The sequence below is a fragment of the Mycolicibacter virginiensis genome (assembly GCF_022374935.2).
GTDB lineage: Bacteria > Actinomycetota > Actinomycetes > Mycobacteriales > Mycobacteriaceae > Mycobacterium > Mycobacterium virginiense.
Map to the genome: position 1 here is coordinate 1,091,653 of NZ_CP092430.2, position 12,144 is coordinate 1,103,796.

Consider the following 12,144-nt stretch of genomic DNA (forward strand, 5'->3'; position numbering starts at 1 on the left):
GACGACCGTCAATGACAATCGTCAGCAAATATTCGGAGAATCGACAGCCGACTGAGAACGCGGGAGCGGTGTGCTTTCCTTCGGGGATGGGCATGACGACATCCAGAGCGGGAGGCCACCGTGTCTAGCGCTCGTGACGCCTGGCGGCTGCTGGAGCCCTTGCACGCGGTTGTCTACTTCTCGCCGGAACCCTTGGCTGCACTCGACGCGGCCGGCTATCGCGGATTCTGGATGGGCTACTTCGCGGGCCGCGCCGCGCCACTGGGTGCGGTCGGCGCCGAAGTCGTGCATGCGGCGTTCTACAACTTCTCCTTCGAACGCGTTGCCAAGGCATTGCCCGCCGCATGGGGTTTCGCGCCGCCCGAAGCCGCGCTGCAAGCGCGGGTAGAAGGTGCGGTCGCCGCATTGCGGCGCCAACTCGCGGCCTTGGCGGACGGGCCGGAGGTGGCTCGTGCGGCCGAACTCGCCGCACGCGCGGCGGACGCGGTGCCACTCGCCGGCCGGGTGCTTGGCGCTGCGAATCATGCACTGCCGTGGCCCGATCCGCCGTTGGCGCGGCTGTGGCACGCGGCCACCGTGCTGCGAGAGCATCGCGGTGACGGCCATATCGCAGCACTTCTGGCCGCCGGCATCGAGGGCCGCGAATCCCACGTGTTCCACGCCCTGGCCTCGGGCGCACCGCGCCAGACCTACACCGTCGCCCGCGACTTCACCGATGACGAGTGGAACCGGCTGACGAACGCACTGCGCGACAAGGGGCTTGCCGCCGCCGAGGGGCTCACCCCGGACGGCGTCCGGCTCAAGGCGCAGATCGAAGAACAAACCGACCGGCTCGCCGCCCCGGCATATGAGGCGCTGACCGAGACCGAACGACACGACCTCATCCGCGCGCTGCGGCCGCTGACCCACGCCGTCGTGGCGGCCGGCGAGATCCCGCTTGATTCGCCGATGGGCCTTGATCTTCGCCCACTCTCGAGCGGTCGTGAGCGGTAGGATTTCTCACGTGGCTCAGTCTGGTCGGCCGGTCATGTCCTCCTACGAGCGCAAGCAATGGGGCGCGCTGCTGGAGGCGGCCACCGGCACCGAATCCCCCGGATGGTTCGAGGGCCTAAGCCAGGGCATCGCCGATCGCGCCAAAGACGTGGTCTCCCAAGTCCGCTCCGGGGTGGAGCAGGTCCCGGGCGCCACCGCGGCAATCGGCAAGGTGGACCAGCTCACCACCAAGGCATTGGAAGCCCTGCACACGGTGCTGGTCGAGCGCGGGCTCAATTCGGTCAAGCCGGCCAACGTCTTTGCGATGTTCGCCGATGAGGGCCTCACGGTGCGGTCCTACGGCGAGGTCAAGAGCCTCGACCTGAAACACTGCGACCGCTCGGTCCCGCGCCGCAAGGAGCGCTATGTCGCCCTGGCCATTGCCGAAGGTGCGGCGTCCTCGCTGGCGGTGACGGGTTCGGCGGTGACCAGCGCCGTCACAGGCGGCACGACCATGACCGTCGCCGCCTCGGCCGTAGTGGCGGACGTGACCGCGGTGCTGGTGGGGATGGGGCGGATCGTGGCATTGGTTGCGGCCCATTACGGTTACGACGTCCGCGAGCCCGACGAGCAGGCATTCGCCTCAGGGGTGATCGCCTATTCCACCGCCGGCAATTCCGCCGAGAAAGCCGCAGCGCTGGCGTCGCTGTCACGCTTGACTCAGCAGATGATGCGTCAGGAGTCGTGGCACCAACTGCAGCCCCAGCAGGCGGACAACGTGATCAGCCAGGTCTCCATGGCACTGGGGTTCCGGCTGGCCAAACGCAAGCTGGCGCAAGCGGTTCCGATCCTGGGTGCGGTGGTCAACGGCGGGCTCAACGCCCGCATCGCGCAGCAGACATTCGAACGCGCCCAGCAGGCCTACCGGCTGCGGTTTCTCACCGAGAAGTACGACCTCGACGCCGGACTGTGGGCGCCGACGGTGGCCTCCGGCGGCGACGTCGACATCCCGCTGGTCGACGAGATCCTTGACCGGTCAGCTCGTCGACTCCAGCCCGGCGATGAAGATCTCCAGCAGCCGTAGGACGGTCGACTCGAAGTCGGTGACGATCGGTTGGGGCGAATCGGGGTTCGTCCAGGCCCACGCGGTGCCGGTGAAGGCGTGCACTGCCGCGGTCAGGGCGCTGAGCTGGTTGTCGGAGAGCGGTAATGAGGGGTGCAGCGCCGCACCGAGGCGTCGTTGTGCGTCGTTGGCCTGGGACGCCAGGACACGCATCTCGTCGGGGCTGAGCTTGGCGATCAGCGCGGGCGAGGCGGCGATGAGGTCGCACAGCACGGGGTGAGCGGCGAGCGTGTGAGCCAGGGCTGTCGCCGGGGCGGTGTGCGGCAGTTCGCCGTTCAGTGCGTCGATCCAGGCCAGGTGCTCGTCATGCATTACCCGCAGCAGCAGCGCCTCCCGTGATCCGGCGTAGCGCAGGATGCCCGACTTCGCCAGTCCGGCCGCCGCGGCGACGTCGCCGAGCGTCAGTGCGGTGGCCCGGGAGTGGGTCAGCAGCTCGCGGGTGGCGGCGGTGAGCTGCGCCAACCGGTCTTGGCGCTGCGCCTCGTTGCGGGCGCGGGCGAACGGCAGGCGAGGGGATGCTGACACCGTCACATAATAGAACAACGTTCTGTTATCGTGTCGGCCATGGTTCACCGCTACGAATGCGTCATCTCGAGCCGGACAACGGCCGCGCCGCAGACCCTGTTCGATCTCGTCGCTGATGGCGCCCGCTGGTCGAAGTGGGCCGCGCCGTTGATCCCGTATTCGACCTGGGAGTCGTTGAGCCCGTCCGGCGATAGCGGCGTGGGCGCAATCCGGGCCGTCGGACGGCGCAAGCGGCCGACCCGCGAGATGGTGACCATCTACGAGCCGCCCGGCCGGCACGGCTACACCATGCTCGTCGATGGTCCGATCCGTGATTATCAGGCGCAGGTGACGTTCGTCGAGGACGCCGGCGGCACCCAGGTGACGTGGCGTGGTCGGTACGAGACGCGTTGGCGCGCCGTGGGTATGGCCTACTGGCTGGTCTTGCGAGTGGTGCTCGGAACGCTGACGCGCAAGCTGGTGGCCGCCGCCGAACGTAAGGCTGTCTAGGCCGACGAATCAGTGCAGGGTGTCAGGGCACAGTTCATGCTGCGCGATGTCGATCACCGGGCGCAGGTTGACGGTCAGATCGTCGACCATGGACGGTCCACCGAATGACGGGCGACGCACGTAATCGTTGACGACCTGGTCGACAGTGGAGCCGGCCCGCAGTTGGTTGCAGAACCGGTGGCCGGCCGACAGTCGAGCGTTGGGCGGACCGGACTTGAAGACGCCGTTGGCGTCGAGTGCCGCGAGATAGCTGGCGTCGTCGGCGTAGGCCGGTGCGCTGCCGAGCAAGGCGATGGCGGCGCTCCCGACGAACACGGCCGCACCCAGAATCCGATTCATACCGGCGATGCTAAGCGATAAGGGGGCGAAAGCACGTTGACTCTGCGTCCATGGCGGAGAAGTGCGAGAGCACCCCGCCATGGACGCAGAGTCAACAGGGGCTAAATGAGGCCCAGTGCCGTCATCGCGTCGGCGACCTGGATGAAGCCGGCGATGTTGGCACCCAGCACGTAGTTGCCGGGGGCGCCGTACTCGTCGGCGGTCACCAGGCAGCGGTGGTGGATGCTCTGCATGATCGCGGCCAGGCGCTGCTCGGTGTACTCGAAGCTCCACGAGTCCCGCGATGCGTTCTGCTGCATCTCCAGCGCGCTGGTGGCCACACCACCGGCGTTGGCCGCCTTGCCCGGGGCAACGGTCACACCGGCTTCGCCGAACAGCTTGACGGCCTCCGGGGTGCACGGCATGTTGGCACCCTCGGCGACGATCTTGCAGCCGTTGCGGGCCAGCGTGGCGGCGTGGTTGCCGTCGAGCTCGTTCTGGGTGGCCGAAGGCACCGCGATCTGGCAGGCCACGTCCCAGATGGAGCCGTCGCTGACGAACTGCGTCGCCCCACCGCGGGCCTTGGCGTAGGCCTCGATCCGCTCGCGCTTGACCTCTTTGATCTCCTTGAGCAGCTCCAAGTCGATGCCCTTCTCATCGACGATGTAGCCGCTGGAGTCCGAAGCGGCCACCACAGTGCCGCCGAGCTGGTGGATCTTCTCGATGGCGTAGATGGCCACGTTGCCCGAACCGGACACCACGGCCCGCTTGCCCTCGAAGGAGTCCTTGGAGGTCTTGAGGATCTCGTCGGCGAAGAACACCGCGCCGTAACCGGTCGCCTCGGTGCGGACCTGCGACCCGCCCCAGCTCAGGCCCTTGCCGGTCAGCACGCCCGACTCGTAGCGGTTGGTGATGCGCTTGTACTGGCCGAACAGGTAGCCGATCTCACGGCCGCCGACGCCGATGTCACCGGCCGGGACGTCGGTGTACTCGCCCAGGTGGCGGTAGAGCTCAGTCATGAAGGACTGGCAGAACCGCATGATCTCGTTGTCGGAGCGGCCCTTGGGGTCGAAGTCCGACCCGCCCTTGCCGCCGCCGATGGGCAGGCCGGTCAGGGAGTTCTTGAAGATCTGCTCGAAGCCGAGGAACTTGATGATTCCCAGGTAGACCGAGGGGTGGAACCGCAGGCCACCCTTGTAGGGGCCCAGGGCCGAGTTGAACTCCACCCGGAAACCCCGGTTGATCTGCACGTCACCGTTGTCGTCCAGCCACGGCACCCGGAAGATGATCTGGCGCTCGGGCTCGCACATCCGCCGGATGACGGCGCGGTCCACGTACTCGGGGTGCTTGGTCACCACCGGGCCGAGGCTGCTGAGCACCTCGAAAACGGCCTGATGGAATTCGGCCTCACCGGGGTTGCGCCGCAGCACCTCGTCGTAGATGTCGTGCAGCTTCGGATTCAGTTCGGTCATATTGGATGATCTCTTCCTCGCGTGTCGCAGTCAGCGGCCACAGGCTAGCGGCCGGAATCGCTAACGCCGAATCCTGGCCGTTACGTCATTGTTAAATCATTAACATTCGCGGGGTACCGGTTAACCTAGGTTGGCGGACTAGGGGCGGAGCACTTCAATGGTGATGTCGCGGTGGGACCCGATTACCGCAGCACCCGATGGAGCCTTACCCGCCGCTGACCTCGCGGAGATGGAGATCTTCGCCGGGTGTTCCGCGGCTGATCTGGCGCCGCTGGCCGCCGGATTGCGCCCCTTGCAGGCTCCCGCCGGTGCCGAACTGATGCGGCAAGGCGAGCAAGCGCTGTCATTCCTCCTGATCTCATCGGGATCAGCCCAGGTCAAGCATATCGGCGACGACGGCGCCGTGGTAGTCAACGAGGTGACGGCCGGGATGGTGGTCGGTGAGATCGCCCTGCTGCGCAAGGGCCTGCGCACGGCAACCGTCACCACCTCGACGCCACTGACGGGCTGGATCGGTGACGAGCAGGCCTTCAACCAGATGGTGCACGTCCCCGAGGTCATGGGTCGGCTGGTGCGCATCGCCCGCCAGCGCCTGGCCGCCTACCTCACCGCCGTGCCGATCCGGGCCCGCGACGGCACCGAACTGCTGCTGCGGCCGGTGCTGCCCGGCGACAGCGCCCGAACCGTGACGGGCCATGTCGAATTCTCCGGTGAGACGCTCTACCGGCGGTTTCAGACCACCCGGACCCCGAACCCGGCGCTGATGCATTACCTGTTCGAGGTCGACTACGTCGATCACTTCGTGTGGGTGATCACTGAGCTCGACGGCTCGTTCGTCGCCGATGGGCGATTCGTCCGTGACCCCGAAAACCCGACCTCCGCCGAGATCGCGTTCATCGTGGGTGACAGCTACCAGGGCCGCGGCATCGGTACCTATCTGATGGGCGCGGTGGCCGTGATCGCCAGGCTCGAGGGCATCGAGAAGTTCACCGCGCGGGTGCTCTCGGAGAACGCGCCCATGCGCGCCATCCTCGATCATCTGGGCGCCTACTGGGAGCGTGACGACCCGGGTGTTGTCACCACAGTGCTCGACGTGCCCGGCGAAGACCAGCTGCCGTTCGACCGTGCGATCGCCGATCAGATCAAAGAGGTTGGCCGCCAAGCGATCCAAGCCGTGGGGTAACCGCTGCCAACGGCCCAGGTCGCGTTGGGTAAATTGGCTGCGATGTTGACCCTTCGCGCGGTACTGGCCATCGGCTGCGTCTGCCTGCTTGCCGCTTGCAACTCCAGCCCTGCCGAGGTGTCCGCCGACATCGGCAAGGTGGTCGACCTCAAGTCGTCCTTCGGCCCCGAATTCGAGGCTAAGGCCATCCCACGCACCGGGATCGACCCCAAGCTCCTGGCCGGCACCGCACTTCCCCCGGGCCTGACCTTCGATCCGGCCGACTGCTCGAAGTTCGCCATCAGTCAGCAGCTGCCGCAGGGCGTGCAGGGAAACATGGCCGCTGTCGCCGCCGAAGGCCAGGGCAACCGATTCATCACCATCGCCCTGGAGACCTCCGAGCCGGTTTCGGTCAGCGAACCGGGCCGCACCTGCCGGCGGATCGGCTTCTCCGGGGGCGCGATGCGTGGCCTGATCGAAACGGTCGAGGCGCCGCACATCGACGGGGTGAAGACGCTGGGCGTGCACCGGGTGATCGAGGCCGTCGCCGCCGGCAAGTCGCGCATCGGTGAGCTCTACAACTACTCGGCCTACTTCGGCCCCTACCAGGTGCTCGTCACCGCCAACCCCCTGGTGCAGCCGGGCAAGCCCATCGCCCCGGTCGACACCGCCCGGGCCCGCGAGCTGTTGGTGGCCGCGGTCGACGCGATCCGCAACTAGCGCGTTCGGCTAGCGCACGCCGCGCGGACGGAACTGAATGCTGATCCGCGGGCCGGTGGGCGTCGCCGTCTTGGGAATCGAGTGCTCCCATGTCCGCTGACACGAGCCGCCCATCACCACCAGGTCGCCGTGGTGTTGTGCCAACCGCAGGGCCGCGCCGCCTCCGCGCGGGCGGAGGGCCAGCGTGCGGGTGGCGCCGACGCTGACAATCGCGACCATGGTGTCTTGGCGGGCGCCGCGGCCGATGGTGTCGCCGTGCCAGGCCACGCTGTCGCCTCCGTGGCGGTACAGGCACAACCCGACCGTGGTGAACGGCTCGCCGAGTTCCCCGGCGTAGATGTCGTTGAGCCGGCGGCGCAGCTTGGCGATGACCGGGTGCGGCACCTCGCCGGTGGCCAGGTCGTGGAAGCTCACCAGCCTGGGAACGTCGAGCACCCGGTCATACATCCGGCGGCGTTCGGCCCGCCAGGGAATGACCGACTGCAGTTCGCTGACCAGTTCGCTGCTTTCCTCGGAGAGCCAGCCGGGACGAACGTCGAGCCAGGCGCCCCCATCGAGCTGTCGGCGTTCGCTGAGGTCGAACAGCGACTCCTGTACCGGTATCGCCACGCCCGCAGCCTATCGCACATCCGTTCGATTCGTCGAGATTGCGTCTACGGCTGTTGGCGGCCGGTTTTCACGACCCAGTACGCAATCTCAACGGGTGGCCGCGGCGGACGAATGCCTCCGACAGCCGATGCAGGATGAACCTCCGGCTATGTTCGGCCACCACCTGCAGGTCTATCCACCCCTGGCTGTCGAGCAGCTCAGCACGCCCGATGCCGTGGACGTACTGCGCCCGATCCGTGCTGTGGTGTTTACCCTCGTAATCCAGGCCGATCTTCGGCTCGTCGTATCCCATGTCGATGAAGGCGTTGTTGAAGCCGTCGCTCACGCGGATCTGGGTCTTGGGCCGCGGAAGCCCGGCATCGATGAGCAGAAGCCGCAGCCAAGTCTCTCTGGGCGACTCGCCGCCGGGGTCCATCAGGTCGAGTGCAAGCACCGCTCGACGCAATCCGCGCGCCTTGCGATGACGCTCGATCAGCACCAGGACGTCTCGAGCCTGAACTCCGGTGGCACGGCTCAACGAATCGAGGTGCTGCACGGCCAGGTCACGGGGTAGATGCCGGCCGAGGTCCAGAGCGGTACGCGCCGGGCCGGTCACCAGCATCCCGTCGATGTCGACTAGCTCGTCGGCGTCGATGCGCTCGTTGCGCACGATGATTCCCGTCGGTGGCCGTCCGTTGCGCCAGATCATCTCGATCGGCGTAGTCGTGTCGATCCACCGGGCGCCGTGCAGTGCCGCCGCGGCACGGCCCGCGATCACGCCCTTGCGCCCCGACCACAGCCAGGCGCCAACGGTATTGGCGCGCAATGTCGGTGGCACGTCCTTTGGCAGGTAGACGTCGGGAAAGAGCGCGGAGTAGTTCCACCGCAGGGTGCCACGAGTGAGGCCGTCGGCCAGCGCCTCGGTTCCCTTGAACACCTCGAACATGGGTCGATGGTGATGACCGCCACCGACATCCGGGGGCCCGCGCGTTGAGATTGCGCACACGGCTGTGGATAAGCCTCAGTGGCAGCCCTGGGCGCAATCTCGAGGACCGGGCACTGGCCAATGGCGCTAAGACCAACTGGGCAGCCAGATCTCCATGTTCCAGGTCGCCGGGGAGATCGGCACCCCGGTCAGAATCGGATACAGCCAGGCGAAGTTGGTCAGCACCAGCGCCACGTAGCCCGACACCGCAAGCAGCCCGAGCGCCCAGCGCTCCTCGGTACGGTTTCTGCCGTCGTTGATGATGTCGACACAGATCAGGGCCAGCAGCATCGCCAAAAACGGCGCCATCGGCACCGCGTAGAAGAAGTACATCTGCCGGCCGATGTCGGCGAACCACGGCAGCCAGCCCGCGCAGTAGCCCACCAGCGCCGCGGCGTAGCGCCAGTCGTGGCGGACCAGGCTGCGCCACAACGCGTAGCCCAGCACCGGCACGGCCAGCCACCACATCGCCGGCGTGCCCACCAGCATCACCGCCTTGACGCAGGACTGCGCTCCGCAGCCGGGAACGTCGTGCTGGTCGATCGCATAGAGCACCGGGCGCAGCGACATCGGCCACGTCCACGGCTTGGACTCCCACGGATGGTGGTTTCCGGCGGCATTCGTCAGCCCGGCATGGAAGTGATACGCCTGATAGGTGTAGTGCCACAGTGAGCGCAGCGCATCGGGTACCGGGAATCGACTCTCGAATCCGATCGACTGGCCGGCCTCGTGGCGGTCCACGCCGGTCTCGGAGGCGAACCATGGCGCATACGACGCCAGATACACCCCGAACGGGATGAGCGCCATCGCGTACGCGGTGGGGATGACGTCGCGGCGCAGCGTCCCCAACCACGGCCGGCGCACCCGGTACTGCCGGCGGGCGGCCACGTCGAACGCCAGCGACATCGCGCCGAAGAACACCACGAAGTACAGGCCGGACCACTTGGTGGCGCAGGCCAAACCGAGCAGCACCCCCGCGCCGAAGCGCCACCAACGCACCCCCAGCCGGGGGCCCCAGGGGGTCGCGCCGCAGCGCCCGTCGGTCAAGACGGTGTGCATCCGCATTCGCACTTGGTCGCGATCGACGATCAGTGCCCCGAACGCGGCCACCACGAAGAACGTCAGGAAGCCGTCCAACAGCGCCGTGCGCGCGGCGACGAAGCTGACCCCGTCGCCCACCAGCAGCAGCCCGGCGATCCCGCCGGCCAGCGTCGAACGGGTCATCCGCCGCACGATCCGCACCAGCAGCGCGATCGCCAACACCCCGAGCAGCGCGCTGGTGAACCGCCAGCCCAGCCCGTTGTAGCCGAACAGCGCCTCACCGAAAGCGATCAGCTGCTTGCCCACCGGCGGGTGCACCACCAGGCCGTAGCCGGGATTGTCCTCGACACCGTGGTTGTGCAGCATCTGCCAGGCCTGCGGCGCATAGTGCTTCTCGTCGAAGATCGGGGTGCCGGCGTCGGTCGGGGTGTACAGGTTCGAAAATCGGGTCACCGCGGCCAACAGCGTCACCCCCGCGGTGACCGCCCAGCCCCGGACCCGGTCGGTCGGCCCGAAATCGGCGACCGGTACCAGCAGCCCCGGGCTGATCACCGGAGCGGTGCGCTCCGGCACGGCCGCGGGCCTGGTAGCGGTCGGAGCGCTCATTCCGACGATCGTAGGCTGTGCGCCATGTCCGATGGTCGATTGCTGCTGGGTGCCACCCCGTTGGGCCAGCCCGGTGACGCGTCGTCGCGGCTGGTCGAAGCGCTGAGCACCGCTGATGTCGTGGCCGCCGAAGACACCCGACGGGTGCGGGCGCTGGCCAAGTCTCTCGATGTGCAGATCGCCGGCCGGGTGGTCAGTCTGTTCGACGCCAACGAGGCGACGCGGGTGCCGACCCTGCTTGCCGAGATCGAGGCCGGGGCCACCGTGCTGGTGGTCAGCGACGCCGGGATGCCGCTGATCAGCGACCCGGGCTACCGCCTGGTGTCCGCGTGCGCCGAGGCCGGGCTGGCGGTGACCTGCCTGCCCGGGCCGTCGGCGGTGACGACCGCCTTGGCGCTGTCCGGGCTGGCCTCGGAGCGGTTCTGCTTTGAGGGTTTCGCGCCCCGCAAGCAGGCGGCGCGACGGGCGTGGCTGGCCTCGCTGGCCGACGAACGGCGTACGTGCGTGTTCTTCGAGTCGCCGCGGCGGCTGGCCGACTGCCTGCGTGACGCGGTCGAGGAACTCGGCGGGGACCGTCGCGCGGTGGTCTGCCGCGAGCTGACCAAGACCCACGAAGAGGTGCTGCGCGCGACGCTGGCCGAGCTGGCCGATTGGGCTGTCGACGGCGTGCTGGGGGAGATCACCGTGGTGTTGGCGGGGGCGACCCCGCGCGCCGACCTGGCGACGTTGGTGGCCGAGGTGAACAAACTGGCCGGTGAGGGGATGCGGGTCAAGGACGCCTGCGCGCAGGTGATCGCCGACGTGCCCGCCGCGGTGTCGCGACGCGAGCTGTATGACGCGGTGCTGCGGTCTCGCCAGTAGCCGATAGCCGCCTACGACGCGGTGCTGCGTTCTCGGGAATGACCGTCGGCGACGATCGGGGCGGCCTTGTGCAGGCACTCCTGCCACTCGGCGTCAACGTCGGAGTCCGCGGTGATCCCCCCGCCGACCCCCAGCACAGCGCCGCCGGCGGCGTCGAACTCCACGGTGCGGATCGCGACGTTGAGTTCACAGCCGGCCACCGGTGACGCCAACCCCACCGTGCCGCAGTAGGCGCCGCGCCGCGACAGCTCCCACTGCGAAAGCAATTGGCGGGCACGGTGTTTGGGGGTGCCAGTCACCGATGCGGGCGGGAACGTGGCATCCAGCAAGTCCGCCATGGCCAGCTGTTCGGGCACCCGGGCCGAGACCGTAGAAACCAGGTGCCACACACCCGGAGCGGGACGCACCGCCAACAGTTCGGGCACGGTGACCGTGCCGGTGATCGCCACGCGGCCGAGGTCATTGCGGACCAGGTCCACGATCATGATGTTCTCCGCGACGTCCTTGGTCGAAGCGCGCAGCGCCGACGGGCGGGCATACAGCGGCAGGGTGCCTTTGATCGGACTGGAGTCCACGACCTGACCGCGGCGGCGCAGGAACAGCTCCGGTGACAGCGAGGCCACCGCGCCCCAACCGCCCGCCACGTAGGCCGCACGCGCCGGGCCGGTGCGCGCCACCGCGTCGGCGAAGAAGTCCAGCGGGGCGCCGGTGACGGTTCCGGTAAAGCGGGTGCACACGCAGGCCTGATAGACCTCACCGGACCGGATTGCCTCCAGACAGGCCAGCACTCCGGCACGGTGCGCTTGGCGGTCCGGGGTCTCCCAGTAGATGCGGCAACCCCGGTCCGGGGCGGGAGTCGTCAGCGCCTCGGCCAGCCAGCTCGGCATGGCCGCTCCGGACAGGCTTTCGAACCACCACTGCCCGTCGGTGATGTCCTGACGCAGCACGCAGTCGGTCCAGCCGCCGGCAGCCTCCGGGATGCGGGGCCCCAGTCCGTCGGCACCGGCATCGGGGTAGGACAGATAGCCGATCCAGCCCCCACCCACCACGCCGGCCGCTGCCCCGGCGGGGTCATGCGGCGGTCCGCCGGGACCACAGAACACCTCGCCGGGTCCGACCGGCTCGACGGCCACACTGGGCGCGATCACCGCGCGTGATCCGAACCACTCCCCGGTCAGTGCGGCCGGCGACGGCAGCCCATGCCGCTCGGTGGCATCGCCGACCCGACGCAGCACCTGTGGGGCTGCGCCCAAGTCGCCGAGCCGCTCGATCCGCACGGCAC

Annotated in this window: 13 protein-coding genes; 6 read left to right on the top strand and 7 right to left on the bottom strand. The window is 68.2% G+C overall.

Features of this window, described 5'->3' with window-relative positions:
* Window positions 1-120 precede the first annotated feature (120 nt).
* Window positions 121-993 (top strand): SCO6745 family protein, encoded by an 873-nt coding sequence (locus MJO54_RS05390; protein WP_240175744.1) that lies wholly within the window; start codon window positions 121-123, stop codon window positions 991-993.
* A 10-nt stretch (window positions 994-1,003) separates the two neighbouring features.
* Window positions 1,004-2,056 carry an EcsC family protein gene (locus tag MJO54_RS05395; RefSeq protein ID WP_133164966.1) on the top strand — a complete coding sequence of 351 codons (1,053 nt, stop codon included), beginning with the start codon at window positions 1,004-1,006 and terminating at the stop codon, window positions 2,054-2,056.
* On the opposite strand, the gene MJO54_RS05400 is transcribed toward MJO54_RS05395, so the two are convergent.
* Window positions 2,009-2,620, bottom strand: a complete 612-nt coding sequence (locus MJO54_RS05400; protein WP_105294781.1) for a TetR/AcrR family transcriptional regulator — start codon at window positions 2,618-2,620, stop codon at window positions 2,009-2,011. The two genes, MJO54_RS05395 and MJO54_RS05400, sit on opposite strands and share 48 nt — an antisense overlap.
* Window positions 2,621-2,659: 39 nt before the next feature.
* Between MJO54_RS05400 and MJO54_RS05405 the strand changes: the two genes are divergently transcribed.
* Window positions 2,660-3,109 (top strand): SRPBCC family protein, encoded by a 450-nt coding sequence (locus MJO54_RS05405; protein WP_046285171.1) that lies wholly within the window; start codon window positions 2,660-2,662, stop codon window positions 3,107-3,109.
* A gap of 9 nt (window positions 3,110-3,118) precedes the next feature.
* Here the strand turns inward: MJO54_RS05405 and MJO54_RS05410 are convergent, their stop codons facing one another.
* Both MJO54_RS05410 and gdhA read right to left on the bottom strand, forming a co-directional pair.
* Complete coding sequence (locus tag MJO54_RS05410) at window positions 3,119-3,448, bottom strand: DUF732 domain-containing protein (RefSeq protein WP_046285170.1); 330 nt, start codon at window positions 3,446-3,448, stop codon at window positions 3,119-3,121.
* A 101-nt stretch (window positions 3,449-3,549) separates the two neighbouring features.
* Window positions 3,550-4,899: an NADP-specific glutamate dehydrogenase gene (gene gdhA, locus MJO54_RS05415; RefSeq protein ID WP_046285169.1), complete on the bottom strand. Its 1,350-nt coding sequence runs from the start codon at window positions 4,897-4,899 to the stop codon at window positions 3,550-3,552.
* A 157-nt stretch (window positions 4,900-5,056) separates the two neighbouring features.
* Here gdhA and pat point away from each other — a divergent pair, with 157 nt between their 5' ends.
* Window positions 5,057-6,082 (top strand): acetyltransferase Pat, encoded by a 1,026-nt coding sequence (gene pat / locus MJO54_RS05420; RefSeq protein WP_240175745.1) that lies wholly within the window; start codon window positions 5,057-5,059, stop codon window positions 6,080-6,082.
* A gap of 42 nt (window positions 6,083-6,124) precedes the next feature.
* The gene (locus MJO54_RS05425; RefSeq protein ID WP_046285167.1) at window positions 6,125-6,781 is read left to right on the top strand and encodes a DUF5642 family protein; all 657 of its coding nucleotides are present in this window, start codon (window positions 6,125-6,127) and stop codon (window positions 6,779-6,781) included.
* Window positions 6,782-6,790: 9 nt separating this feature from the next.
* On the opposite strand, the gene MJO54_RS05430 is transcribed toward MJO54_RS05425, so the two are convergent.
* The 3 genes from MJO54_RS05430 to MJO54_RS05440 all read right to left on the bottom strand — a co-directional run bounded on the left by MJO54_RS05430 (window position 6,791) and on the right by MJO54_RS05440 (window position 10,001).
* A complete protein-coding gene (locus MJO54_RS05430) occupies window positions 6,791-7,390 on the bottom strand; it encodes an alpha-ketoglutarate-dependent dioxygenase AlkB (RefSeq protein ID WP_046285166.1) in 600 nt (199 codons plus the stop codon).
* A gap of 67 nt (window positions 7,391-7,457) precedes the next feature.
* On the bottom strand, window positions 7,458-8,315 hold the full coding sequence (locus tag MJO54_RS05435) for a type IV toxin-antitoxin system AbiEi family antitoxin (RefSeq protein ID WP_046285165.1): 858 nt from the start codon (window positions 8,313-8,315) through the stop codon (window positions 7,458-7,460).
* A 126-nt stretch (window positions 8,316-8,441) separates the two neighbouring features.
* Window positions 8,442-10,001: a dolichyl-phosphate-mannose--protein mannosyltransferase gene (locus MJO54_RS05440; RefSeq protein ID WP_046285164.1), complete on the bottom strand. Its 1,560-nt coding sequence runs from the start codon at window positions 9,999-10,001 to the stop codon at window positions 8,442-8,444.
* A gap of 24 nt (window positions 10,002-10,025) precedes the next feature.
* Between MJO54_RS05440 and rsmI the strand changes: the two genes are divergently transcribed.
* Window positions 10,026-10,862 carry a 16S rRNA (cytidine(1402)-2'-O)-methyltransferase gene (rsmI, locus tag MJO54_RS05445; RefSeq protein WP_046285163.1) on the top strand — a complete coding sequence of 279 codons (837 nt, stop codon included), beginning with the start codon at window positions 10,026-10,028 and terminating at the stop codon, window positions 10,860-10,862.
* Between the two features lie 11 nt (window positions 10,863-10,873).
* Here the strand turns inward: rsmI and MJO54_RS05450 are convergent, their stop codons facing one another.
* Window positions 10,874-12,139 (bottom strand): aminodeoxychorismate synthase component I, encoded by a 1,266-nt coding sequence (locus tag MJO54_RS05450; RefSeq protein ID WP_065152098.1) that lies wholly within the window; start codon window positions 12,137-12,139, stop codon window positions 10,874-10,876.
* Window positions 12,140-12,144 lie beyond the last annotated feature (5 nt).